Annotated in this window: 23 protein-coding genes; 21 read left to right on the top strand and 2 right to left on the bottom strand. The window is 44.5% G+C overall.

Annotated elements, in window-relative coordinates:
• Positions 1–73: 73 nt before the first annotated feature.
• On the bottom strand, positions 74–700 hold the full coding sequence (lexA, locus tag C161_RS26780; RefSeq protein WP_017688034.1) for a transcriptional repressor LexA: 627 nt from the start codon (positions 698–700) through the stop codon (positions 74–76).
• Between the two features lie 297 nt (positions 701–997).
• Between lexA and C161_RS26775 the strand changes: the two genes are divergently transcribed.
• The 8 genes from C161_RS26775 to C161_RS26740 all read left to right on the top strand — a co-directional run bounded on the left by C161_RS26775 (position 998) and on the right by C161_RS26740 (position 8,198).
• Entirely contained in the window at positions 998–1,375 is a 378-nt protein-coding gene (locus C161_RS26775; protein ID WP_036673870.1) for a LysM peptidoglycan-binding domain-containing protein, read from the top strand.
• Positions 1,376–1,470: 95 nt separating this feature from the next.
• Positions 1,471–1,680 carry a DUF896 domain-containing protein gene (locus C161_RS26770; RefSeq protein WP_017688036.1) on the top strand — a complete coding sequence of 70 codons (210 nt, stop codon included), beginning with the start codon at positions 1,471–1,473 and terminating at the stop codon, positions 1,678–1,680.
• 125 nt (positions 1,681–1,805) lie between these two features.
• Positions 1,806–2,315: a hypothetical protein gene (locus tag C161_RS26765; RefSeq protein WP_017688037.1), complete on the top strand. Its 510-nt coding sequence runs from the start codon at positions 1,806–1,808 to the stop codon at positions 2,313–2,315.
• 28 nt (positions 2,316–2,343) lie between these two features.
• Positions 2,344–3,135 carry an HAD family hydrolase gene (locus tag C161_RS26760; protein ID WP_036673868.1) on the top strand — a complete coding sequence of 264 codons (792 nt, stop codon included), beginning with the start codon at positions 2,344–2,346 and terminating at the stop codon, positions 3,133–3,135.
• A 589-nt stretch (positions 3,136–3,724) separates the two neighbouring features.
• Positions 3,725–4,654: an ABC transporter permease gene (locus C161_RS26755; RefSeq protein WP_339177159.1), complete on the top strand. Its 930-nt coding sequence runs from the start codon at positions 3,725–3,727 to the stop codon at positions 4,652–4,654.
• A 12-nt stretch (positions 4,655–4,666) separates the two neighbouring features.
• The gene (locus tag C161_RS26750; protein WP_036613592.1) at positions 4,667–5,539 is read left to right on the top strand and encodes a carbohydrate ABC transporter permease; all 873 of its coding nucleotides are present in this window, start codon (positions 4,667–4,669) and stop codon (positions 5,537–5,539) included.
• Between the two features lie 247 nt (positions 5,540–5,786).
• Positions 5,787–7,421 carry an ABC transporter substrate-binding protein gene (locus C161_RS26745; protein ID WP_036673867.1) on the top strand — a complete coding sequence of 545 codons (1,635 nt, stop codon included), beginning with the start codon at positions 5,787–5,789 and terminating at the stop codon, positions 7,419–7,421.
• A gap of 102 nt (positions 7,422–7,523) precedes the next feature.
• Positions 7,524–8,198 carry a GntR family transcriptional regulator gene (locus tag C161_RS26740; protein ID WP_036673866.1) on the top strand — a complete coding sequence of 225 codons (675 nt, stop codon included), beginning with the start codon at positions 7,524–7,526 and terminating at the stop codon, positions 8,196–8,198.
• A 96-nt stretch (positions 8,199–8,294) separates the two neighbouring features.
• On the opposite strand, the gene C161_RS26735 is transcribed toward C161_RS26740, so the two are convergent.
• The gene (locus tag C161_RS26735; protein WP_036673865.1) at positions 8,295–8,840 is read right to left on the bottom strand and encodes a cupin domain-containing protein; all 546 of its coding nucleotides are present in this window, start codon (positions 8,838–8,840) and stop codon (positions 8,295–8,297) included.
• 179 nt (positions 8,841–9,019) lie between these two features.
• Between C161_RS26735 and metH the strand changes: the two genes are divergently transcribed.
• From metH to C161_RS26670, 13 genes are all read left to right on the top strand, one after another.
• Complete coding sequence (gene metH, locus C161_RS26730) at positions 9,020–12,460, top strand: methionine synthase (protein WP_036673863.1); 3,441 nt, start codon at positions 9,020–9,022, stop codon at positions 12,458–12,460.
• A gap of 77 nt (positions 12,461–12,537) precedes the next feature.
• Positions 12,538–13,476 (top strand): ribonuclease Z, encoded by a 939-nt coding sequence (rnz, locus tag C161_RS26725; protein WP_017688042.1) that lies wholly within the window; start codon positions 12,538–12,540, stop codon positions 13,474–13,476.
• A 356-nt stretch (positions 13,477–13,832) separates the two neighbouring features.
• Complete coding sequence (locus C161_RS26720; protein WP_051449967.1) at positions 13,833–14,642, top strand: TIGR01457 family HAD-type hydrolase; 810 nt, start codon at positions 13,833–13,835, stop codon at positions 14,640–14,642.
• A 6-nt stretch (positions 14,643–14,648) separates the two neighbouring features.
• Complete coding sequence (locus C161_RS26715; RefSeq protein ID WP_036673861.1) at positions 14,649–15,470, top strand: Fpg/Nei family DNA glycosylase; 822 nt, start codon at positions 14,649–14,651, stop codon at positions 15,468–15,470.
• Positions 15,460–16,308, top strand: a complete 849-nt coding sequence (locus C161_RS26710; protein ID WP_036673859.1) for a deoxyribonuclease IV — start codon at positions 15,460–15,462, stop codon at positions 16,306–16,308. The genes C161_RS26715 and C161_RS26710 overlap by 11 nt, the downstream gene beginning before the upstream one ends.
• Before the next feature lie 19 nt (positions 16,309–16,327).
• Positions 16,328–16,666, top strand: coding sequence for a cyclic-phosphate processing receiver domain-containing protein (locus C161_RS26705; protein WP_017688046.1), 339 nt, complete (start codon positions 16,328–16,330; stop codon positions 16,664–16,666).
• The gene (locus C161_RS26700; protein ID WP_036673857.1) at positions 16,666–16,983 is read left to right on the top strand and encodes a thioredoxin family protein; all 318 of its coding nucleotides are present in this window, start codon (positions 16,666–16,668) and stop codon (positions 16,981–16,983) included. The genes C161_RS26705 and C161_RS26700 overlap by 1 nt, the downstream gene beginning before the upstream one ends.
• A 2-nt stretch (positions 16,984–16,985) precedes the next feature.
• On the top strand, positions 16,986–17,759 hold the full coding sequence (locus tag C161_RS26695) for an ABC transporter ATP-binding protein (RefSeq protein ID WP_036674009.1): 774 nt from the start codon (positions 16,986–16,988) through the stop codon (positions 17,757–17,759).
• Positions 17,760–17,765: 6 nt separating this feature from the next.
• Positions 17,766–18,815: an SAM-dependent methyltransferase gene (locus C161_RS26690; protein WP_036673854.1), complete on the top strand. Its 1,050-nt coding sequence runs from the start codon at positions 17,766–17,768 to the stop codon at positions 18,813–18,815.
• A 226-nt stretch (positions 18,816–19,041) separates the two neighbouring features.
• Entirely contained in the window at positions 19,042–20,520 is a 1,479-nt protein-coding gene (locus tag C161_RS26685; RefSeq protein ID WP_036673853.1) for a serine/threonine protein kinase, read from the top strand.
• Between the two features lie 24 nt (positions 20,521–20,544).
• A complete protein-coding gene (locus C161_RS26680; RefSeq protein ID WP_036673852.1) occupies positions 20,545–21,564 on the top strand; it encodes an SAF domain-containing protein in 1,020 nt (339 codons plus the stop codon).
• A gap of 75 nt (positions 21,565–21,639) precedes the next feature.
• Positions 21,640–22,353, top strand: coding sequence for a hypothetical protein (locus C161_RS26675; RefSeq protein WP_017688052.1), 714 nt, complete (start codon positions 21,640–21,642; stop codon positions 22,351–22,353).
• Complete coding sequence (locus C161_RS26670) at positions 22,350–23,180, top strand: hypothetical protein (RefSeq protein ID WP_036673851.1); 831 nt, start codon at positions 22,350–22,352, stop codon at positions 23,178–23,180. Before C161_RS26675 ends, C161_RS26670 begins: the two co-directional genes overlap by 4 nt.

The raw sequence follows: 23,180 nt of genomic DNA, 5'->3' as shown, positions 1-23,180 counted from the left end.
AGAGGTTGTCCTGTTGATCAGGACAACCTCTTTCGTATTTCATTACATCTAGTTTTGTTACTCAAGTTAAATATTAATGAATATCTCGGAAAAGGCCAATGACTTTACCCAGAATACTAACATGTTTCAAACGTAAAGGTTCGAAGGTCGCATTCTCCGGTTGAAGGCGAATATGATCTTTCTCTTTATAGAACGTTTTCACTGTAGCTTCATCGTCTTCAGTCATTGCAACGACGATATCACCGTTATCAGCAGTTTGCTGTTGACGGACAATAACGTAATCTCCGTTAACGATTCCAGCTTCCACCATACTATCTCCCACTACTGAAAGCATAAACACTTTCTGTTCGCCTACATAATGTGTAGGAAGAGGGAAGTAGTCTTCAATGTTCTCGGTTGCAGTGATTGGAACCCCGGCTGTAACCTTACCAACTACAGGGATACGTGCAACGCTATGAGCAAATTGATGAGAATGCTCAGATTCTTCCTGGCTCAAAAGCTCAATGGCTCTTGGCTTGGTAGGGTCGCGTCGGATCAAACCTTTTTTCTCCAAACGATCCAAATGTCCATGTACTGTTGAACTGGAAGCCAGTCCAACTGCTTCACCAATTTCCCGTACGGAAGGAGGATACCCCTTCAACCGGACTTCATTTCGTATAAACTCCAGAATAGCCTGCTGCCTGCTGGATATCTTCGACATACCGTATCAACCCCATTTTAGTAACGTTTGGGAAAATTATAACATAGAACCTCCGTTCGTACAAACATAAGTTCTAAATAAAATAGCATTAAATCAGTGTTTTTTAGCTTATAGAACAGAAATTGTCCAAAAGTCAGAGTATAATACTGCAAATGTTTTACAAAAGGACTTGAAATAAGATATTGCTCCTTCTAAAAAAGAAGCGAACAATTGTTCTAAAAATCTATTGAACAAAACAAGTGTTCGTGTTATATTGATTTCAACAGATAGGAACAAACGTTTGGAGGCGGGTATTTAATGAGATATTCTACTTATCAAAGCATCTATGAACCAATCAATTCGGAACTGGTGAAGTCTAACATAGGGAACTACAAGAAGGTTTTAGCGCGTTTCAAGATTTCTTCATGGATGTTAAAGGTAGCCATTACCTCTATGATTATATTTATTGGATGCAGCACCGTTTTAACTGTATTTGCCGGCAATGAGAATGATGTTCTGCCTGGAGGAAAGATCGCTGTTTCACAAGGGGAAACATTATGGAGTATTTCTTTGGAACATAAACCGACGAATATGGATACACGTATTTATATAGAAGCAATTAAGAAAGTGAATCAACTTCATACAACTTCCATCCAAGTGGGACAAGTACTAGCTCTACCGCAATTTGCAGAATAAAATGCACATCAATGAGTGTTAGCGCGTGTCAGCTTGACAAGCAGCCTTTATAATGGCAAAGTTAATATGACTTTGTATTTTTGGAGGGGACAAGCTTGGATATAGATAGTCTGGTAGCACGCATTAACGAATTGGCTCGTAAGCAAAAGTCCACTGGATTGTCGGAGGAAGAGCTTGCTGAACGTGCCGAGCTAAGAGAGATTTATTTGAGTAATATTCGCAGCAATTTCAGACAACAACTGGATACCATTGAGATTGTTGATGATGAGAATGACAAAGGCCACCAAGGCAAACTCAAACACTAACGAAACCTAATGATATCATTATGATATTTAGGTTTCTTCCTGTTATTTTGAGTGTGCAATTTATAGGGGGAAATGTTGGTTTGCAATTATGTAAGCCGATACAAAGACACATAAGGGGGATTCTCATGTCGCGTTCGTTCGAGAGAACGGTTAAGAAAAATTCCAAGCAGTTAAATCAGCAACGCAAAAAAAGTGGTCAACCAATCACAGGTACACCAGGTGAAGAAGTCTTTAAGGGACGCAGTCTTTTGTTCCCTATATTTTTGATTGGTCTCGCCTTTTTGTATCTGTTTATGAGCACGTTCCTTGTGCAAGCTCCAATGACAACTTGGGACTGGGTGACCATGCTGCTTTACGTATTTTTGGCAGTCATCTTCATGCTTCGACGTCCATACATCAAGATTAGCAGTAATCGGATTATAACGACGAAGGGTAATCGTGAACGTTCAATTGGGGTTGACGATATCGTCAAATTCAGAATTGAACCAGGTACAGTTGTTATCGAACATAACAGTCGCGGGAAAAGATGGGTGTTTACCAAGTTATTGAACCGTTACGATACAGATGCGATTGCAGAACGTTTGCTGAAATTTGCGAAAGCACACCAGATCACCGTGGAAACCGTCGAAAAGTAATTATTGCATAAAGGGGTAGATGATCGGAATGGCGTTAAAAGCGATTTTGTTCGACCTAGATGATACTTTATTATGGGATGAGCGTAGTGTTCGAGAAGCTTTTCATGAGACTTGTCTAATCGCAGCGCAAGAGACTGGGGTCATACCAGAAGAACTTGAAGAAGCTGTTCGTAATGAGGCACGTGGGCTGTATGAATCATATGAAACCTTTCCTTTTACCAAAATGATTGGAATCAATCCGTTTGAAGGCCTTTGGGCTAACTTTACTGGTGGGGATCAACCTGAGTTCCGTCAGTTGGAACAGCTTGCTCCAGTTTACCGTAAAGAATCCTGGCGTCGTGGCTTGTTGAAGTTGGGTATAGATCAGGAAGATCTTGCTGAACAACTCGCCGAGCAGTTTGGAGTAGAACGGAGATCCAGACCTCATGTATACGAAGAAACGATGGATACCTTGTGTCGGTTACAAGGAAAGTACAAACTGTTGCTGTTAACGAACGGTTGTCCTGCTTTGCAACAAGAAAAGTTGGATGGTGTACCTGAATTAACTCCTTTCTTTGATGAGATTATTATCTCGGGTAACTTCGGAAAAGGAAAACCAGATCCGTCGATATTTGAACATGCTTTGAGTAAACTGGGTGTTAAACCCGAAGAGAGCATGATGGTTGGAGACAAGTTAACGACTGATATTCGTGGTGCTTTATCATCTGGCATCCAATCCGTATGGATTAACCGTGAGCATAAGACCAACAATGAAGCGTATGCGCCAGACCATGAAATAACACATTTATCGGAATTAAATCAGCTTATTGCTAATTTCTAAGCGGAATCAGTTATAACATCTTTCCTCAGCACCCTGAAACATTGGAAGCTTCAATGAACGATGATGTCGTTCTTGAAGTTACCAATGTTTTTTTATTTGAGCTTGTTGAGTAAATTACCTTGTTAAAAGAGATCTCCATTTTTTTTGCTAAAAGTTATTGAAATTAGAGGGAAGCTGGATTAGAATGTAACTAACATACTAGTATGACTAGTATTTAGATTGTCATAAAGCAATATCTTTTTGACTTACTTCATTAAATGGAGGCAGGGAGTTATTGCTTATTATTTTCGATTGATTGTAAGCGCTTAATATTTTAGAGTATCTTCTTCCGATTTGGAAATCACACCACTTAGTAAGTGCTAAAGAATGATGTGAAGCACCTTGGATTGTGTGATTCTACATAATGCATCAAATTGATATCGCTTACATTTAGCAATTATCTATTTGGTAGTGGGGGTGAAGTTAAAGGAGTTGTTGTCTTCTACAAGAGGAGAAACGATGGGAAATGTACATGAATTACTCTTACTTATCAAGTCCTGGATCGGAGTGAAAACACATGGAGTCGGAAACCGCTAAAACAACGTTAACCATGACATCTTTACGTAAAGAGAGCAGATTACGAACGGCAGCAACTTTGTTCCGCAAAGACTGGCAGCTGTATTCACTATTAATCCTTCCCATCATTTATCTCCTTATTTTCAAATATGGACCGATGATTGGTAATGTGATTGCGTTCAGACGTTTTGTTCCCGGGGGAAGTATATTTGGAGAAACGTGGGTTGGATTAAGGTACTTCAAAATGTTCATTGAGGACCCTACCTTCTGGAGAGTATTCGGTAATACGCTGATGTTAGGCGGACTTGCGTTACTCTTTACATTCCCGGTTCCAATTATTTTTGCTTTGATGCTTAACGAAGTGAAAAGTAAACGATTCAAGAAGTTTGTACAGACCGCGTCTTATCTGCCTCATTTTCTGTCCATCGTTATCGTTGCGGGTATGATCCTGCAGCTGACAGCAGTGAATGGTTCCATTAATGGACTGGTGGCTTTCTTCACCGGAGACAATATTCCTTTTATGCAGCGGGCTGAATGGTTCAGAACAATCTATATCACTTCTGAGGTATGGCAGGGTATGGGTTGGGGGGCAATTCTGTATCTGGCTGCACTGACAACCATTGATGATTCTTTGTATGAAGCTGCACGTATCGATGGTGCCAATCGGTGGAAGCAAACGATTCATGTAACGTTACCAGGGATCTTGCCAACGATTGTGACGTTATTGATTTTGAACATGGGTAATTTCCTGGCAGTTGGATTTGAAAAAATCTTACTCTTGTACAATCCGCTGATCTACGAAACATCTGATGTGATCTCCACTTACCTGTATCGGGTTGGACTGGAATCCAGTAACTTCAGTTATGCTACCGCAATTGGCTTGTTCGAATCGCTGATCGGTCTGATTCTGGTGTTCTCCGTAAATGCCATTTCACGCAGACTGACACAAAGAAGCTTATGGTAAAGGAGGAGAACCATGCAGGAATCCAGATCTTACAAGGTATTTAAAGTATTCAATGTCATCTTTCTGCTGTTCGTGGTATTTATAACGCTCTATCCATTCTTAAATGTCGTGGCACAATCCTTCAGTAGTGAGTCCTACATTAATTCGGGTAAGGTTAGTTTGTTCCCAAGAGGATTCAATGTGGAGACATACAAGACCATCTCACGTGACAGCATGTTCTGGACGAATTATAAAAATACGATTATCTATACTGTAGTAGGTACGTTAATCTCCATGTTTATGACGACTATTTTCGCATATGCCCTGTCCAAAAAGAGATTGATGGGTCGCAAGTTTCTGACGATGTTCGCCGTATTTACCATGTTCTTCAGTGGTGGATTGATTCCAAACTATGTGTTGATTAATTCTCTTGGGTTCAACAACACTATGTGGGCACTTGTTGTTCCTGGCGCAATTAGCATATACAACATGCTGATCATGAAGTCATTTTTTGAAAATATGCCTGAAGAACTGGAGGAAGCTGCCTCCATTGACGGTTTGAACACCTACGGAATCTTGTTACGCATTATATTGCCGCTTAGTAAAGCAGTTATGGCAACCATGGTGCTGTTCTACGCAGTAGGTCATTGGAATTCCTGGTTCCCAGCTTTTCTGTATCTGGACAAAAAAGAACTGTTCCCGGTCACCATTTATTTGCGCAATATGATTGCAGGAGCGACAAGTGGGGCATCTGCCGGTGCAACTTCAGCTGATAACCTGACACAGATTGCTGCGAATATTAAGTCAGTAACGATGGTATTAACCATCTTGCCGATACTCACCATCTATCCATTTGTCCAAAGATACTTTGTAACCGGTATCATGTTAGGGTCTGTTAAACAGTAATACCTAGCAGCTATATAAATTGAGCTAAAGATGATTTACACGGAACACTCCGATGACAGAATAACCTTTCAATTGCTGTTATCCCCAGATTTTTTCGATTCCCTTTGTAAAAGGGAAAATCCGGTGATAGCATATGCTTCCGATGCAGCTTTCTTTCAGAAAGCTTGTAGGCGAGCGCTTCGCTTTTTATTGATTAAAAAGTTTTAAGTCAAGGTCAACCTAAACCAAATTCAGGGGGATAACCTAAATGAATCAAAAGCCACGTAAGTTTGTTGGTAAAATGGTGTTGGCATCAATGATGACCGTTGTTCTGGCAGCATGTAGCAGCGGTAATGGAGCTGGAGGTGACGTCACAGAAGTTCAAACCAAGGCAGCGATGGAGACGTACAATGTAGGTGACACATTCAAGGCAACTGAGCCGTTTAATCTATCCATACTATACAGTGATCATCCTATTTATCCTTTTAAAAAAGACTGGTTACTTTTCGATAAAATTACCGAACTGACGGGTGTTACGCTTGAGCCAACGATTGTTCCCATGAGTGACTACTCTCAGAAGAGATCCCTTCTAATCAGTTCAGGCGATGCACCGCTGATTATTCCCAAAACCTATCCTGGTGAAGAATCTGCATTTGTATCTTCCGGTGCGGTCTTGCCCATTAGTGATTACATTGATTTGATGCCGAACTTCAAGGATAAAGTGGAAAAATGGGGTTTGGAAGATGAACTGGAAGGACTTCGGCAAGAAGATGGAAAGTACTATGTGCTCCCGGGTCTGCATGAAGAAGTATGGCCGGATTATACATTACTGGTAAGAACGGATGTTTTTGAAGAAAATAACATCGCCATCCCGACGACATGGGACGAATTGTATGATGCAGCCAAAAAGCTGAAAGAAATCTACCCGGATTCCATTCCATTTTCGGATGGATTTAAATTCAATAGTACATTGAACATCGCTGCTACCGGCTTTGGTACCAAGGCTGGATGGGGTTTTGGTAACGGATTGACGTATAAGGAAGATCAGGATGGATTTGTGTACACGGCTACTACGCCGGAGTATAAGGAAATGCTAACGTACTTTAACAAGTTGGTATCCGAAGGATTGCTGGACAAAGAAAGTTTCACACAGGATGATGATCAGGCTGTACAGAAATTTGTATCCGGCAAATCATTCATGATTAATGGTAATTCCCAAACGGTGGTGCTGCACCGAAATGATATGAACAAAACGCTGGGAGAAGGTAAATACTCTGTTGCGAAGATTACAGTTCCTGGTGGGCCAAAAGGGCAATTAATGTCTGGCTCCAGACTTGAAAACGGTGTCATGATATCCGGAAAAATTCAAAAAAGCGAAAACTTCAAAGCTATTATGCAATTTGTGGATTGGTTATACTACAGTGATGAGGGTCAAGAGTTTGCCAAATGGGGCGTTGAAGGCGAAACATTTACCAAAGAGGGCGGAAAACGTAAATTGGTAGAAGATGTGAACTACAATGGCTTGAATCCTAAAGGCACGAAGGATCTGCGTATTGACTTTGGTTTCTCTGGTGGAGTATTTGCCTACGGTGGTACGACAGATCTGCTGCAATCGATGTTTAGTGAAGAAGAGTTGAAATTCCAACAAGACATGAAGGATACCAAGGAAGTGATCCCGGCAGAACCACCAATTCCTTACTCTTCAGAGGACCGTGAACGGGTGACACTTCTGAGTACACCATTGAAAGATTATTCGGATCAGAATACACTTAAATTTATCTTGGGTGAACGGGACTTGTCTGAATTCGATACATTTGCCAAAGAGCTGGAGAGTCAAGGATTATCCAATTATCTGAAGCTGGCAAATGATACGTACAAAGCCTATAAAGAAAACAAGCAATAATATAGTTGATGTTGGCCAGATTACCGTTTCACACCGATATATAAGTGGAACGGTAATTTGTGCTAAGATGAATGAATACGGCTGATAGAAAGAGGTCTAGGCATGTCACTTAATCAAAAAATTAGAGGCTCGACCCGGGCATATTCATATAACCTGTTAAAAGAACGAATTCTTCATCTGGAACTTAAGCCGGGTACCAAGATCTCAGAGAAAGAGATTGCAGATGAACTGCAGGTGAGCAGAACACCCGTGCGAGAAGCATTCATGAAGCTTGCTGAAGAAGAACTGCTGGACATTATTCCCCAGAGTGGAACGATCGTCTCTCATATTAATCTGGAGCATGTGGAAGAAGGCAGGTTTATGCGGGAGAAGATGGAGAAGGAAATCGTGACTTTGGCTTGTGTTTCTTTTCCTGAAGAGTACAGATTTCGACTTGAAACCAACATTGCAATGCAGGAAGTCTGTATAGGAAAAAACAATTTCTATCGACTTTTTGAACTGGATGAAGAGTTTCATCAGATTTTGTTCCAAGGCACGGGTAAGCTGAGAACATGGAAAATGTTGCAACAACTGAATATTCCGTTTAATCGGTTGCGTTTATTACGTCTAGCGGAGGACTCCAACCTGGAGGTCATTATCTCCCAGCACAAAGAGATTTATCGTCTTATCACAGAGCGTCAGACCGAGCAAGCAGTTCAGGTGATGGAAGCTCATCTTAGACTCGTTGTTATTGAACAGGAATCGATAAAGGCGAAATACCCGCATTATTTTATATAATGCACCGATGTTGTATACTAGTCCCATATGCAATATGCGAAAACCCCTGTTCAATTGAACAGGGGTTTTGGTTAAGCAAGTTGTAACACGAGAGTGTTAGGCTTGTTTGATAAATGTAGGATCAGGGTATGGATCTGCAATCCAGCCATCTTTTTCGATGAACAGACGTACAGCAATTATTTGTTTGTTCTCCATTAAAGTGAAGAAGTGCGGTGTATTCTCAGGAACAGAGATGACGTCTCCAGGAGACAGTTCTACATTAAAGTAGCCCACATCATCTGTAGCTTTGATAACAAAGATTCCTTTACCAGCGACAATTGCACGGATCTCATCTTCAGCGTGGGTGTGGATCTCTTCAAACTTGGCCAGCTTTTCTTCGATATCTGGTGTTTGTTCGGACAGCGTGATGACATCCCAGATCTGGTATCCGCGACGTGCAGCCAAATCTCTGATTTCATAATCGTAAGTTTCCAAAACTTCGGTTTTCTGTTCATCCGTTAATCCAAAGTTATCTTGCAGATCAGTGTTCAGTTTGGATGCGTCCCACTTCTCATATAATACATCGTATTTGTTTAAGAAATTTCGAACATTTTCGTCACCAGTGATGCGTTCGTTCGTATTTCGGATAACAATTTCAGCCATGTTCTTTCCCTCTTTTCCACTTGGTTTAATTGAATTATATCGGATTGCTTTGTTTTTGTCGATTCTCAAATTCCGTTCATATTCGTGCAAACCCGCCATCTTTCGGGACCAAACCCGATCTTTCACATTAAGTTAGTTTCTGTTAAACTAAGATCTAACGTTTTGCGGGGGTGAAGATATTGGATAAGATTAGTCTACACGAAGCATTAAAACAACGAATATTAATCCTCGACGGTGCAATGGGGACCATGATTCAACAAGTTGATCTGACTGGCGAAGATTTTGGCGGCGAAGATCTGGATGGATGTAATGAAATGTTAGTACTTACTCGTCCAGAACTGATCCAGCGCATTCATGAAGAATATCTGGAGGCGGGCGCCGATTTAATTGAAACCAATACATTTGGTGCCACATCCGTTGTGCTTGCTGAGTACGATATTCAGGATCGGGCACGCGAGATCAACCTGGAAGCAGCCAGAATTGCGAAAGCTGCGGTTGATCGTTTCTCTACACCTGAATCTCCACGTTATGTGGTAGGTGCGATGGGACCAACAACCAAAACACTGTCTGTAACTGGTGGAGTGACGTTCCAGGAACTTATCGACAGTTATTTGGAGCAAGCGCTTGCTTTAATAGAGGGAGGCGTTGATGCGCTACTGCTCGAAACCTCACAGGATACCCTCAATGTAAAAGCAGGCAGCATTGGAATTCAGCAGGCCTTCGAACAGAGTGGTGTTACACTGCCCCTGATGATATCAGGAACGATTGAACCGATGGGAACGACCCTTGCAGGTCAGAATATCGAATCCTTTTATATATCCTTAGAACACCTTAACCCAATTTCGGTAGGACTAAACTGTGCTACGGGTCCAGAGTTCATGCGTGATCACATTCGCTCACTTTCCGCTATGGCATCGGTTGCCGTTAGTTGTTACCCGAACGCGGGTCTTCCGGATGAGAATGGTAATTACCATGAGTCACCTGACTCGCTTGCTCAGAAGATTGGTGCTTTTGCCGAACAGGGCTGGTTGAATATCGCTGGTGGATGTTGCGGGACAACCCCTGCACATATTCGGGCGATGCGCGATACACTTGCCCAGTACCCCCCAAGAGAAATGAACGGAACACATCCACCGGCATTGTCTGGTATAGAACCGATCTACATCGAACAGGACAATCGCCCATATATGGTCGGAGAGCGTACAAATGTGCTGGGATCACGGAAATTCAAACGCCTCATTGTAGAAGGCAAATATGAAGAAGCTTCCGAAATTGCACGTGCTCAAGTGAAAAATGGAGCGCACATTGTCGATGTGTGTGTACAAGACCCAGACCGTGAAGAGTCTGAAGACATGGTGAAGTTCCTTGAATTGGTTGTAAAAAAAGTGAAGGTTCCTCTCATGATCGATACGACAGATGCTTCAGTAATTGATCTGGCCCTCCAGTACTCACAAGGTAAAGCGATAATTAACTCTATTAACCTTGAGGATGGCGAAGAGAAATTTGAGCTGATTACACCGTTGCTTCATAAATATGGTGGTGCAGTAGTTGTCGGAACGATTGACGAACGGGGTCAGGCGATTAGTCGGGAAGACAAGCTTGACGTAGCCAAGCGCTCTTACGATTTGCTGGTGAACAAATATGGACTCAAACCAGAAGACCTGATTTTTGATACTTTGGTGTTCCCTGTAGGTACGGGAGATGAACAGTACATCGGTTCAGCCAAAGAAACCATTGAAGGTATAAGAGTGATTAAGGAAGCGATGCCAGAATGTCATACGATCCTCGGGATCAGTAACATTTCATTCGGACTGCCTGAAGCGGGCCGTGAGGTGCTGAACTCAGTATTCTTATATGAATGTACCAAAGCAGGTCTTGACTATGCGATCGTGAACACAGAGAAATTGGAGCGTTATGCCTCCATTCCTGAAGAAGAACGCAGACTCTCCGAAGAGCTTTTATATAACACGAATGATGATACTCTGGCGGCGTTTGTAGCGGCGTTCCGTAACAAGAAGGTTGAGAAGAAGGAAAAAATCTCGAACCTTTCATTAGAAGAGCGTCTCGCTTCATATGTAGTAGAAGGAAGTAAAGAAGGATTGCTGCCAGATCTCGAACTGGCACTTGCCAAATATACAGCACTTCAAGTGATTAACGGTCCACTGATGCGGGGGATGGAGGAAGTAGGTCGTCTCTTTAACAACAATGAGTTGATTGTAGCTGAGGTGTTGCAGAGTGCAGAGGTTATGAAGGCTTCTGTAGCATATTTGGAGCAATTCATGGAGAAGAACGAAACTTCGGTTAAAGGCAAGATCATTCTGGCCACGGTCAAGGGCGATGTGCATGACATCGGTAAGAACCTGGTTGAGATCATCCTGTCCAATAACGGTTACCGGATCATTAATTTGGGTATAAAAGTACCACCAGAACGTATCATTGAGGCATACCGGGAAGAAAAAGTCGATGCGATCGGCCTCTCGGGTCTACTGGTAAAATCAGCGCAACAGATGATTCTTACCGCTCAGGATTTGCGAACAGCAGGTATTGATGTACCTATTATGGTTGGCGGAGCGGCGCTAACACGCAAATTCACCAAAAATCGTATCCGTCCTGAATATAACGGAATGGTTGTATATGCCAAAGATGCGATGGATGGTCTGGATCTGGCGAACAAATTGATGAATCCCGTTTCACGTGAAGTGATGCAACTGGAGATGGAAGCAGAAAAAGAAGCTGATGCTTCAGGTGCAGTAGCTGTTCAGGCTCTTCCAGAGCTTACCCGGGTAGAACGTTCGGATATTGCTGTAGATCATCCGGTTCTTGTACCGCCTGATCTGGAGCGGCATACGATGCGTAACTATCCTTTATCACATATCCTGCCATACGTGAACATGCAGATGTTGCTTGGACATCATCTGGGGTTGCGCGGTTCAGTAGAACAACTGCTTGCTTCAGGTGATAAGAAGGCTACCGACCTGAAAGCAGTCGTGGATGATATTATGCAAGAGGCTGTTCGTGACGGGATTATTCAGGCGCATGCCATGTATCGTTTCTTCCCGGCTCAGTCCAGTGGTAACAGCGTCATTATCTATGATCCAAAGGACACCAGTAATATTTTGCATACATTTACGTTCCCACGTCAAAAAGTCGAGCCGTTCCTATGCCTGTCCGACTTCCTGAAACCTGTTGAATCCGGTCAGATGGATTACGTTGGTTTCATGGTTGTTACTGCTGGACACGGGGTACGTGAACTATCCACGGCGTGGAAAGATCAAGGGGATTACCTTCGCTCGCATGCTCTGCAATCCGTAGCGCTCGAAGTAGCAGAGGGATTAGCTGAGCGTGTGCATCATATGATGAGAGATATCTGGGGATTCCCGGACTCTGCCCAGATGACCATGAAGCAACGTCATGGTGCACGCTATCAAGGGATAAGGGTATCTTTTGGATATCCGGCTTGTCCGGATCTGGAAGACCAAGGGCCGCTGTTCAAGTTACTACAGCCTGAGGATATCGGTGTGGAATTGACGGAAGGTTTCATGATGGAACCTGAAGCTTCCGTATCAGCGATGGTATTCAGCCACCCGCAAGCTAAGTATTTTAATGTAGAGAAGGCATAAATTCAGTAGAGTGTCAGGCAAAGCCCTCCGCATTGTCGGAGGTTTTTTGCTGGCAACAGAAAGAGGTGCGATCCAGAATGGAACTATATTTCCTGGGAACTAATGCTGGTGTACCTACGCTTCAACGGAATGTAACTTCCATTGGGCTACGCATGTTGGATGAGCGCAGAGCTTTGTGGTTGTTTGACTGCGGGGAAGGGACGCAGCACCAGATTTTAAGTTCTCCGCTTAAACTGAGCAAATTGGAGAAGATATTCATTACACATCTGCATGGTGATCATGTATTTGGACTTCCAGGACTGCTTTCGAGCAGAGCCTATCAAGGTGGCACCACACCATTAACCGTATATGGTCCGCCAGGTACGGAACGAATGATCAGTACAACAATGGAGCTGAGCCAATCCCGGGTTAACTATGATTTGAATATCGTGGAACATACGGGCGGCGTCCTGTTCGAGGATGACAGTTTTATCGTGGAAGCTGCTTTGCTTGAGCATCGGATTGACAGTTATGGATACCGGATTACGGAAAAAGATCGTCCAGGGAGCCTGGACCCAGCCAAACTGGCGGAATACGGTCTGAAACCAGGCCCATTGTTCGGCCGACTGAAACGTGGAGAAACCATTACGTTGGATAATGGTGATTCGCTTCGTCCAGAAGATGTATTAGGAGCGCCCAAGCGTGGTATGGTGATCACCATATTGGGCGATACACGTCCATGTGACAACGTACAGCCACTTTCCATAAATGCAGATGTACTTGTACATGAAGCTACATTCATGCATGATCTGGCCGATACAGCGCATGAGTACTATCATAGTACTTCTAAACAAGCGGCAGAAGCGGCTAGAGCAGCCAATGTAGGGCAACTAATCATGACTCACTTCAGTTCACGCTATAAGGATGAGGATCAACTTCAGCCACTTTTGGAAGAGGCGCAGTCCGTATTCCCGAATACCAGACTTGCAAACGAACACCAGCTTATTCCTGTCGTGCATCGCAAGCAAGAATCTTAACCCTGATTGCGAACCAGTGCACGGCTAAACACGTCATATAAAGATCCGGGTAATTGCACGGGACTGAGGGAGAGGAACTCCCGCGGTCCCTTTTGCAATCTGGTCAGAAAGCGTGTAGGATGGGCAATATGAAGAGGGAAATGATTCAAATTATTTTCCGGGAAAGCGCAGGAAATGACAAGCTTGTACAGAAGACGCGCGAGTTAAACCGTCGGTGTTCGATCCGGTTCGACTTGTTGCGTGCATATGCCAGCAAGCCATTATTTTTTGCCTGAATACATAGGTTCGCGGTCAAGTTCGAGGTAAATGATTAAGGACATGAAACGTTAATGGAATGAAGAAAGGAAGTGCTGTGTGTGATTAAGGCCTATCTGATTGACTTGGATGGTACGCTCTATCATGGCAGACATCGTATCGAAGGAGCCGATCAGCTTATTCGAACACTGCAAGAGCTAGGAAAGCCGTATTTATTCGTAACAAATAATTCTTCCCGTACACCACAAGGTGTGGCAGATCATCTGAACGGGATGGGCATACCTGCCGACGCGTCTCAAGTATGTACTTCTGCTGTGGCGGCTGCTGAATATGTTGCTGAAGAGTCCCCGGGTGCAAAAGTGGCATGTATTGGAGAAGCAGGACTGCTGGAAGCCATAGAAGAAGCAGGACTACAGCTGACGGAAGATGTACCAGATTACGTGATACAGGGGATTGATCGTGAATTTTCCTATCATAAACTGACCAAGGCGCTAAGGTGGATTAATGCGGGATCAAAATTCATCATGACCAACCCGGATCTGCAGCTTCCTTCCGATGATGGACTGACACCTGGGGCGGGAACTATTGGAGCAGCAATTGAAGCAGCAACCGGAGTTCATCCTACCGTTATTGGCAAGCCATCGAGTGTTATAATGAAGTCAGCCATTAGCCGGCTAAACCTGGCGTCTCATGAAGTGGCAGTAATCGGAGATAATATGCGAACCGATATTGCTGCTGGAGTGGCAGCAGGGTGTGAGACGCTGTTGGTACTTACCGGTGTGACAACACGGGATAATATGGATGGACACATTCAAGCAGCGAAGGCTCGACCTGATCATGTGTTTGAAGATTTGCATAAATTGATGGAGTGGCTGTCGCAAGAGGCAGACCAAGCTTCCAAAAAGGGGTAATGTACGATGCCGGAACTACCGGAAATGGAAAATTACCGGACCTTGCTGTCCGAGAAAATACTTGATCTACTGATTACAGGTGTTGTAATTAACCGCGATAAAACGATAAATACGGAGCCTGATCTGTTTATCAATGAACTTACAGGTAATCGCATCATATTTGTTGAGCGCCGAGCGAAGCATCTGATTTTCCACTTGGCTAATGGCAAACGCCTGGTGCTGCACCTCATGTTGGGCGGTATGATTTTCTGGGGCACGGAAGAAGAACGTCCTGATCGTTCCACACAAGTGGAAATTCAGTTTGGCGATCACATTTTATTCTTCATTGGACTGCGCTTGGGTTATTTACATCTGCTTACTTCGAAAGAAACCGAAGAGGCGATGTCTGATCTTGGACCTGAACCTTTGGATCGACGGATGAATGTGGAACGTTTTGCTTCTCTGTTGAAAGGTCGCCGGGGTACGCTCAAGACAACGTTGGTAAACCAGCATATCATTGCAGGGATTGGCAATTGTTATTCGGATGAGATTGCTTTTGCTGCCGGTCTGAGACCAAGCTCCAAAACGCAGAACATCGCGGCTTCACCTGAGCTGACGGAGCGTTTGTTCCATTCGATGCAGTCCGTGTTGCGTGAAGCAGCTTCTGAGGGCGGTTATATGGAAATGCCGCTGATGCAAGGGGATACGAAGACAGGAAGTTTTGACGAGCAATGTCGCGTGTACGATCGGGAAGGCGAGACTTGTCCGCGCTGCGGGGGAACGATTGAACGAGTGGAAATTACGGGCAAGAAGGCGTTCTTCTGTCCGAAATGCCAGCATGAGGCCTAAAACCGGTATCGGGGCACATGTCAGCACGAGAGGCGGATTTCTTCAGGCAGCCAAGAGAGCGTATGAGATGGGGGCAACGGCGTTTCAGTATTTTCCGAAGAACCCGCGTAGTCTCAGCCTAAAAAGTCTGGACCTCAAGGATGCTGAGCAGTGCAGGGATTGGTGTGAACAGCAGAGACTTGCTTCGATTGCACATTCACCCTATCCCACGAATCCGGCGTTGGGCATGACCCGTGGAGAGGCGGGGTTTCATGCTACAATAGCTTCTATTCGCAATGATCTTGAAATTTCGAATGCTTGCGGTTCTGTTGGGACGGTAGTCCATTTTGGACATATCAAAACAAACGATCCGCTGGAGGGTTATCAGAACCTCATTCATTGTCTGGATACCGCCTTGGAGAATTGGAATGGACATTCAAAGGTGCTGATTGAGAATCAGGCAGGTGATCATGGCCCGATGGGCACGACAATGGAAGAAATGATACAGATTCGCAAATTAAGCCGATATCCGGAGCATATTGCTTTTTGTTTTGACACATGCCATGCTTTTGCTTCAGGTTTGTGGTCGTCAGGCAACGAAGCGGCGATGCTCGAAAAGGGCAGGATGCTCCGCTATTGGGATAATGTTGCTGCTGTACATTTTAATGATTCCAAATATGCGTCTGGTTCTTGTAAGGATAGACATGCGAGGATCGGACAGGGATATATCGGCAATGAATCAATGAAAGCATTGTTAAAGGCGCCTGAGTTCCAAAATGCGGTTATTGTGCTCGAGACAGAAACGGGCGAAGATGGAACGCACCGTGATGATATAGCGCTCATGCGTTCCTGGTTATAATGGGGAGAGGAGCGATTGTATGCATGTTTTTTTGGATGACTATCGGGCATGTCCGAAAGGATTTGTTCTGGCAACGAATGCAGAAGAGTGCCTGATGCTACTAAGAGAAGGTGACGTGGACATTTTGTCTCTGGATTATGAGCTTGGTCCAGATTCGCCCAATGGCGGTGAGGTCGCGGCATCTATTGTACGAGAAGGTTTATTTCCGCGCGAGATCTATTTGCATACGTCCAGTATGTTTGGGAAACGCCAGATGTACGAGATGTTATATAGCAATAAACCCGATTCGGTAACCATTCATAATGGACCAATGACGGGTGAGGTCATGCTGCGTGTTGCCGCGGGAGAAGAAAGTTAATGAAGCCAATTACATCCAAAATGTTAATGCGCAGTGTATGGGAAGGCATGCCACAGGCTGTATTTATATATACCCCTTTATGTGGGACATGTGCGGCAGCACGGCGTATGTTAGAGGTCGTTGAGCACATGCTGCCAGAAGGTATTTTATTCGAAATGAACATTCATGACATTCCTGAACTTGTACAACAATTTCAAATTTCAAGCGTTCCAGCAGTGATGCTTTTTGACGGCCAGCAAGATGTTCCAAAAATGGTTTATCGGATGAGCTCTGTGGAGCATCTGCTCTCGGAGATCCGGAAGGCGGTGCTGAAATGAGTATAATCTCGATGGAACATGTCTCACTTAGACGAGAAGATAATCAGATTTTGGATAATGTACATTTGCGCATTGAACAAGGCGAACATTGGGTTGTTCTGGGTCGGAATGGTTCTGGCAAAACAACGTTGTTGGAAATGATGAACGGATATATGTTTCCAAGCCAGGGACGTATTGAAGTACTCGGTAATTTGTATGGACAATGTGACGTCAGGGAAGTACGTAAGGAAATCGGTTATATCAGCCAAACGTTGATTGAGAAACTCACACCCAGAGATCCGGTATGGGAGGTCGTCGCTACAGGAGCTTATGCTTTTTTGCGTTTTTATCAGACAATTCCGGATGAAGTAAAAGCAAAGGCAATGAGTTTGCTGGATGACATGGGTTTTGCCAACCTGGCTAACAACCCGCTTGGAACGTTATCCCAAGGGGAGCGCAAAAAAGTCATGCTCGCTCGTTCATTAATGGCCGAGCCAAAATTGCTGATTATGGACGAGCCTTGTGCCGGCCTAGATTTATATGAACGTGAGAAAATGCTGGCTGAGATTGATCGTCTGCGCCAGCGTAACATTACAGTTGTGTATGTAACACATCATGTTGAAGAGATCGTACCTTTATTTACACATGTGGCCTTGATCCGCGATGGACGTATTGCGGCAGCTGGCCCCAAACATGAAGTTTTGACACAAGATACAATTAAGCATACGTACGATGTTCCGGTCGATATCCAGTGGGATAATGGTCGTCCGTGGATACGCGTACGTTCTGGAGGGTAACACAATTTGAGTACACAATCGTCTTGGGAAGAAGGCAACTTCTCCCGTTTTATCTGCACAGCCAATCATGGCTTTGCCCCTTATGCTCAGGAAGAGTTGCGCCGTACGTTTGGTGCGGTGAAGAGCACGGTACTCGTACCAGGAGAAATACTGCTTGCGGGTCTGCCTGTAGCTGAGGAAGAAGTTGCAGATAAGCTGTGGGCAGAGTATCCAACGTTTTTACGTCATATTCAACCTGTTCAGTTTCAGGAGAATACAGAAGATTCGGAGCAGTCTATTGAGAAATTGATTGCATTTGTGTTGAATCATAAGGAATTGAACGGTGCCTCTGTCGTGCTACAGGTACGGAAGACAGAAGGGGCCTTTTGGCAAGAAAATGCAGCCTCATTGAAGCAACTGTTAACTGAAAAGCTGGATGAGTTAGGCAGTGAATGGGTTGTACGTGATGCTGAATATGTCATTTCCGTATTTGCTGCGAATGATATGTTGTATGCTGGCGTATCCAGACCTGAACAGAACCTGTCAGACTGGAGCGGGGGGGCCGTACGTTTTCAAAAAGAAGATGGGCAGATCTCGCGTGCTAAGTTCAAATTGCTTGAAGCCGAGCAAACGTTTGGCATTGACTTTACTTCATTTCATAAAGCACTTGATATCGGGGCTGCACCAGGTGGATGGACCTCGTTCCTGCTTGAACGCGGGCTTGAAGTAACGGCGGTAGATCCGGCGAAGATGGATGCAACGCTGCTGGCATCACCCAAACTGACCTTCTTGAAAAAGAATGCAGGGGATGTGCGCTTCCGCGAAGGAGAATTCGACCTGCTCGTATGTGATATGAGTTGGAGTCCGAAGCTGATGAGCCGACTTGTATCGGATCTTCTATATAGCCTGCAACCCGGAGGAACAGCGATCGTTACCGTGAAGTTATTGCATAAAAAACCGTTGGCAATGATTAAAGATGTCATCGATACGTTTGAGCGTTCACGTATGCAAATTCAACGTTCCAAGCAGCTGTTTCACAACCGGGAAGAGATTACACTTTATATGGTCAAATATTAAGAGATATAGCCTTGATTAAAGCAGCTTAAGGTATTATGAAATTGATTCGATAAGCTCATCAAATTTTGTGCTTTACAATCTGTTCCTGCCTGTACTATAATGATACCAATATTAACCATAACAAACCTGAGGGAAAGCATCCCGAAGCGAACAAAACCGGATATCCGGTCTGTTCTTCTTCGGTGAAGCTTTCCCTTTTTTGTTGTGTATTGAAGGAGGAATTGGTATGAGACATCCGGCCAGGCTGGAACGCGGAAGCCTGCTGGGAGGTAGATATCGTATCGTATCCATTCTGGGAACAGGCGGAATGAGCCATGTATACGAGGCGGAGGATCTGAAGTTGCCGGGCAAGATATGGGCAATTAAAGAGAGTGTAACGATTATGCCATATGAAGGCAGTATGGAGACGGAAGCCGCTCTTCTGACATCACTTCGTCATCCAAGATTGCCGCAAATTGTTGATTTTTTTGTCCCGGATGAAGACGGGTACACGTACTTGGTGATGGAATACATCGACGGGTTAACGCTCAGTGAGTATTTCAAGCAGTGTCGTGGGAAGATCCCGATGGAGCAGTTGACGGAGCTTGTACTTCAATTGCTGGATGTGTTGAGTTATCTGCATAATCTGAATCCACCTGTGATCTATAGGGATCTGAAACCATCAAATATCATGATCACGCCGGAACATGAAGTAAGATTAATTGATTTTGGCATCGCCAGAAGTTACAAACCGCAAAGTGCTGAAGATACCGTTAAGTTGGGAACCGCTGGTTTCGCCGCTCCAGAACAATATGGCTCGGGTCAGACCGATGCGCGTTCAGATCTATATGGACTCGGAGCATTGCTGCTGTATCTTATGACAAGTGGTGCGTATACGGAATGGACTCAGGGTGTAGAAAGCTCTATCCGGAGTGATGTTCCGCGGACATACATCCCTGTGGCGAGAAGACTGTTAAGGTATAATGCCGAAGAGCGATTCCAATCTGCCGATGAGGTGCGGAAGGAACTGCTCCGAATACCCGGCGGAACAACGCCTGGTGGAGATACAACGATGACCTTGAATGGGGGAACAAGAGTTATTGCCCTGACTGGTGCTTCATCTGGTGTAGGGGTTACCCATACGGCTATAGCTATCAGTCATTATCTCGAAAGGCAAAACTTCAAAGTAGCTGTGATTGAAATGTCACCTCGCTCTCAATCCTTTGCAAGGATTCAACAAATCGCTCAAGCGGGTAAACCGGTGCCAGCAGGCAGACAGTTTGCAGTCGATGGTGTGCATTATTGGAAACAATCCGGGCGAGCGGATATTTTGTCTTTGCTTGGGGGGAGTTATCAGTTCATCGTGATGGATCTCGGTAGTGGTCAGGATCAGAACCGGCTGGAAGAATTCCTGCGTGCAGATCTACCTATTGTTATAGGCTCAGGTGCCGAATGGAGACAGGCGGAGATTGGCGCTTTTGTTCGATCACATCATCGGTATCCACGAGAGAAATGGATATATTGTCTGCCCCTGGCAGCAAGTGAAGCTGTTCAGCGCATTCGTAAAGCTCTGGATACATCGAGTGTATATGGTCTGCCGTTACATATTGATCCTTTTGACAAGGACGCACAGATGGATAAAGTGTTTTCACATATTTTAACGCATATGATGGCACAGCAGCCCAAGAAACGTTCATTCTTTTCAAGAAGGAAAGTACATGATTAGAAGATTACGAAAGGAGAGCCTCTTTTGTCTAAATTAAGAAAACAAAGCCGTCAACTGATCTATGCCGGACTTATCGGAGCAGGAGCTGTAGGGTTGGTGTTCGGAGGATATGTTATTTACAATGTCAAAACGATGGGGGAGGTCAGGTCAGCTGTAGAAGCCCGTTATTTATCGGCATATGAGGAAAAGGAAGCTGAATTAAAGCAACAATGGGATTCGGGAGCACAAGGATGGGTTACGATTCGGGATATTGAAGCAGGTGAACCGATATTACCGGAGGATCTGAAGCTCATTGCTGTTCCGGATGCACAAGCACCGCGAAACCTCTGGTCCAGTACGAAGCAGATGGAAGGCCAAGTGGCCAAAATAGAGTTGAAAAAAGGAACAGCCATTACCACCGAGATGGTGTATGAGGATGTACCGGCTCCGCCTGATTTAAGAAATCGAGAGCTGCAAGTTGTATTACTGCCGTCCTCACTTGTTAAGGGAGATATTATTGATGTTCGTATCCAATTCCCTACTGGACAAGACTATGTTCTCTTATCGAAGAAGAAAGTGGAACGACTCAATGCAGCTACCTTATGGATTACGATGACGGAGGAAGAGATTCTGTCACTCTCAAGTGCAATTGTAGATGCCTATTTACATAAAGCTTCAATCTATGCCTTAACCTATGTAGAACCACAGTTTCAGACACCTGCAATCGCGACGTATCCTGCCAATTCAGAAGTGTTAAAACTGCTGGAGAGTGATCCGAATATTGTTCGACGAGCCGAGCAGGAGTTATCCAGACAGGTGCGAAGTTCGCTTGAAAGTTCACTGGCCGCCTCCATGACAGCACCGTCAAAAGGGGTTGAACAGGATGTGGCACAATCCTCAGTTACATATAACAGTCGTCCATCATCAAATAATCCGGCAACCTCGGATGGAGTGATGTGGAATGATGGTTCAGGAAACGGAGCAGGAGCTAATTCTGGAAGCGTAAATGATCCTGCTGATGCTTCACAAACAGAACAACAGAGCTTGCTAACGGGTGGAGAATAGAGCGAAATCCGAGGTTTAATTTAGAATAATTCAGATAACAGGGAGTTTAAGAAAAAGAAAGGAGTTGTAACATCTATGCATACATGGATCTTTGCGGGTTTATGTGAGAAGAATGATCTGATGTTATATCTTTGCAAGATACTGGCTTCGACAGGCAACAAGGTTTTGCTCGTAGATGGAACCTTACAGCAGAAGTATGGGTACGGTGTAGGTGACAGTCAGCAGTCTTTGCGAATTACGGAATTTGAAGGATTTGATATCGCTTGTCATTTTGTTACTTCAGCAGCAGTAGAGAATCATCTTGAAGTAAATGGCGAGCGATTGGATAGTTATGACTATGTGTTATATGACATGGAGACCTCGCATTTTGCATCACGTAATCTCTGGCTAACCGCTGATGTAAGAGTCTGGGTGAGTGATTATGAGCGTTACAATCTGGAACGTGGCAAGGGCTGGTTGAAGCGGTTGCTTGAAGAACAGTCATTGCCTGGTGAGCTGTCATTTCAGCGGCTCTTAATTAACGGGGTTGACTGCAAGCTTGAAGCTCGTTATCTGTGGGCGTATCTGGAGGGCAGTCCGTTTGTGTGGACTGGAGAATCCTTAGTGCTTCCGTGGGATGAATTAACAGCTGCAGTTAAGCTTGAGAATGAGCATCATCGCCGAGTTCATCTTGGACCTTTGTCACGAAATTACAAAAAATCATTGTGTCGCGTGGTCGAGCAGTTAACAGGTTGGGAAAGTGTTCGCAGTCGCCGTGCGATGAAAGAAGCAGAGAGGATGAGAGCATGAGCACCATTACCTTTTGGAGTCCTTTTGCAGGAACAGGTTGCACTTCGAGCACATTAATTAGTGCTTATGCGATGGCACTTCACTATAGGACAAGAGTGTTACTTGTTAATGCAGGCCTTGCAGGAACTGGCACAGAAGCTGCTCTACCATCCAAAGATACGGAATCAGCGGATTTTATGTTCTCCTTTGAAGAGGGTGGCTGGGATGCGATTGAACGGCTGCATTCGAGCGGCAGTCTGAATAAGCACAATCTCAGGGATTATACCAAGCCACTTCTGAAGGAAAGACTTGATTTCCTAACCGGAAGAATTGATGAGATGGAACGTTCCCCGCAGGAACATGGTGAGACAGTGAAAAAGCTGCTAAATGTAGCTAACGAGTATTATGATCTGGTTCTTCTGGATGCGGATCATGCTGGTGTTGATTCACAGCTCAAGCTGCAACAGGCGGACTATGTTGTAATTAATCTCGATCAAAATATGCGAAATCTGGAGTTGTTCTTTGAAGAGATCCTGCCAGAACGAATGAACAATAAGAATATACATGTCGTCATTAACAAATACGATTTGCATTCCCGTGCAACGCTTTCCAATATTAAGCGACAGTTCAGATATAAAGGCACGATATCTGCGATACCGTACACAACCGGATACCTGGATGCAATGAATCGGCGAGATGTCGCTAGATACTTGCAGTTGGAAAGTTTGACTGAGGATAAGGATATTCGTAAAGGGAGTTTTGCTGCAAGCATGAGCGAACTCGCTCGCCTGATTATGGACGGTGCAGGTATGCGCACAGTTCTGAAGAAGCTGGAAAGGGGAGCCTGA

Origin of the sequence: Paenibacillus sp. FSL R5-192, from assembly GCF_000517845.1 — a bacterium.
Classification (GTDB): domain Bacteria; phylum Bacillota; class Bacilli; order Paenibacillales; family Paenibacillaceae; genus Paenibacillus; species Paenibacillus amylolyticus.
This window is presented reverse-complemented; position numbering and strand designations above follow the sequence as displayed.

Excerpts from the sequence above, each read along its gene's own strand:
- lexA (WP_017688034.1), bottom strand. The coding sequence starts at position 700 with ATGTCGAAGATATCCAGCAGGCAGCAGGCTATTCTGGAGTTTATACGA.
- C161_RS26775 (WP_036673870.1), top strand. The coding sequence starts at position 998 with ATGAGATATTCTACTTATCAAAGCATCTATGAACCAATCAATTCGGAA.
- C161_RS26765 (WP_017688037.1), top strand. The coding sequence starts at position 1,806 with ATGTCGCGTTCGTTCGAGAGAACGGTTAAGAAAAATTCCAAGCAGTTA.
- C161_RS26760 (WP_036673868.1), top strand. The coding sequence starts at position 2,344 with ATGGCGTTAAAAGCGATTTTGTTCGACCTAGATGATACTTTATTATGG.
- C161_RS26755 (WP_339177159.1), top strand. The coding sequence starts at position 3,725 with ATGACATCTTTACGTAAAGAGAGCAGATTACGAACGGCAGCAACTTTG.
- C161_RS26750 (WP_036613592.1), top strand. The coding sequence starts at position 4,667 with ATGCAGGAATCCAGATCTTACAAGGTATTTAAAGTATTCAATGTCATC.
- C161_RS26745 (WP_036673867.1), top strand. The coding sequence starts at position 5,787 with ATGAATCAAAAGCCACGTAAGTTTGTTGGTAAAATGGTGTTGGCATCA.
- C161_RS26740 (WP_036673866.1), top strand. The coding sequence starts at position 7,524 with ATGTCACTTAATCAAAAAATTAGAGGCTCGACCCGGGCATATTCATAT.
- C161_RS26735 (WP_036673865.1), bottom strand. The coding sequence starts at position 8,840 with ATGGCTGAAATTGTTATCCGAAATACGAACGAACGCATCACTGGTGAC.
- rnz (WP_017688042.1), top strand. The coding sequence starts at position 12,538 with ATGGAACTATATTTCCTGGGAACTAATGCTGGTGTACCTACGCTTCAA.
- C161_RS26715 (WP_036673861.1), top strand. The coding sequence starts at position 14,649 with ATGCCGGAACTACCGGAAATGGAAAATTACCGGACCTTGCTGTCCGAG.
- C161_RS26710 (WP_036673859.1), top strand. The coding sequence starts at position 15,460 with ATGAGGCCTAAAACCGGTATCGGGGCACATGTCAGCACGAGAGGCGGA.
- C161_RS26705 (WP_017688046.1), top strand. The coding sequence starts at position 16,328 with ATGCATGTTTTTTTGGATGACTATCGGGCATGTCCGAAAGGATTTGTT.
- C161_RS26700 (WP_036673857.1), top strand. The coding sequence starts at position 16,666 with ATGAAGCCAATTACATCCAAAATGTTAATGCGCAGTGTATGGGAAGGC.
- C161_RS26685 (WP_036673853.1), top strand. The coding sequence starts at position 19,042 with ATGAGACATCCGGCCAGGCTGGAACGCGGAAGCCTGCTGGGAGGTAGA.
- C161_RS26675 (WP_017688052.1), top strand. The coding sequence starts at position 21,640 with ATGCATACATGGATCTTTGCGGGTTTATGTGAGAAGAATGATCTGATG.
- C161_RS26670 (WP_036673851.1), top strand. The coding sequence starts at position 22,350 with ATGAGCACCATTACCTTTTGGAGTCCTTTTGCAGGAACAGGTTGCACT.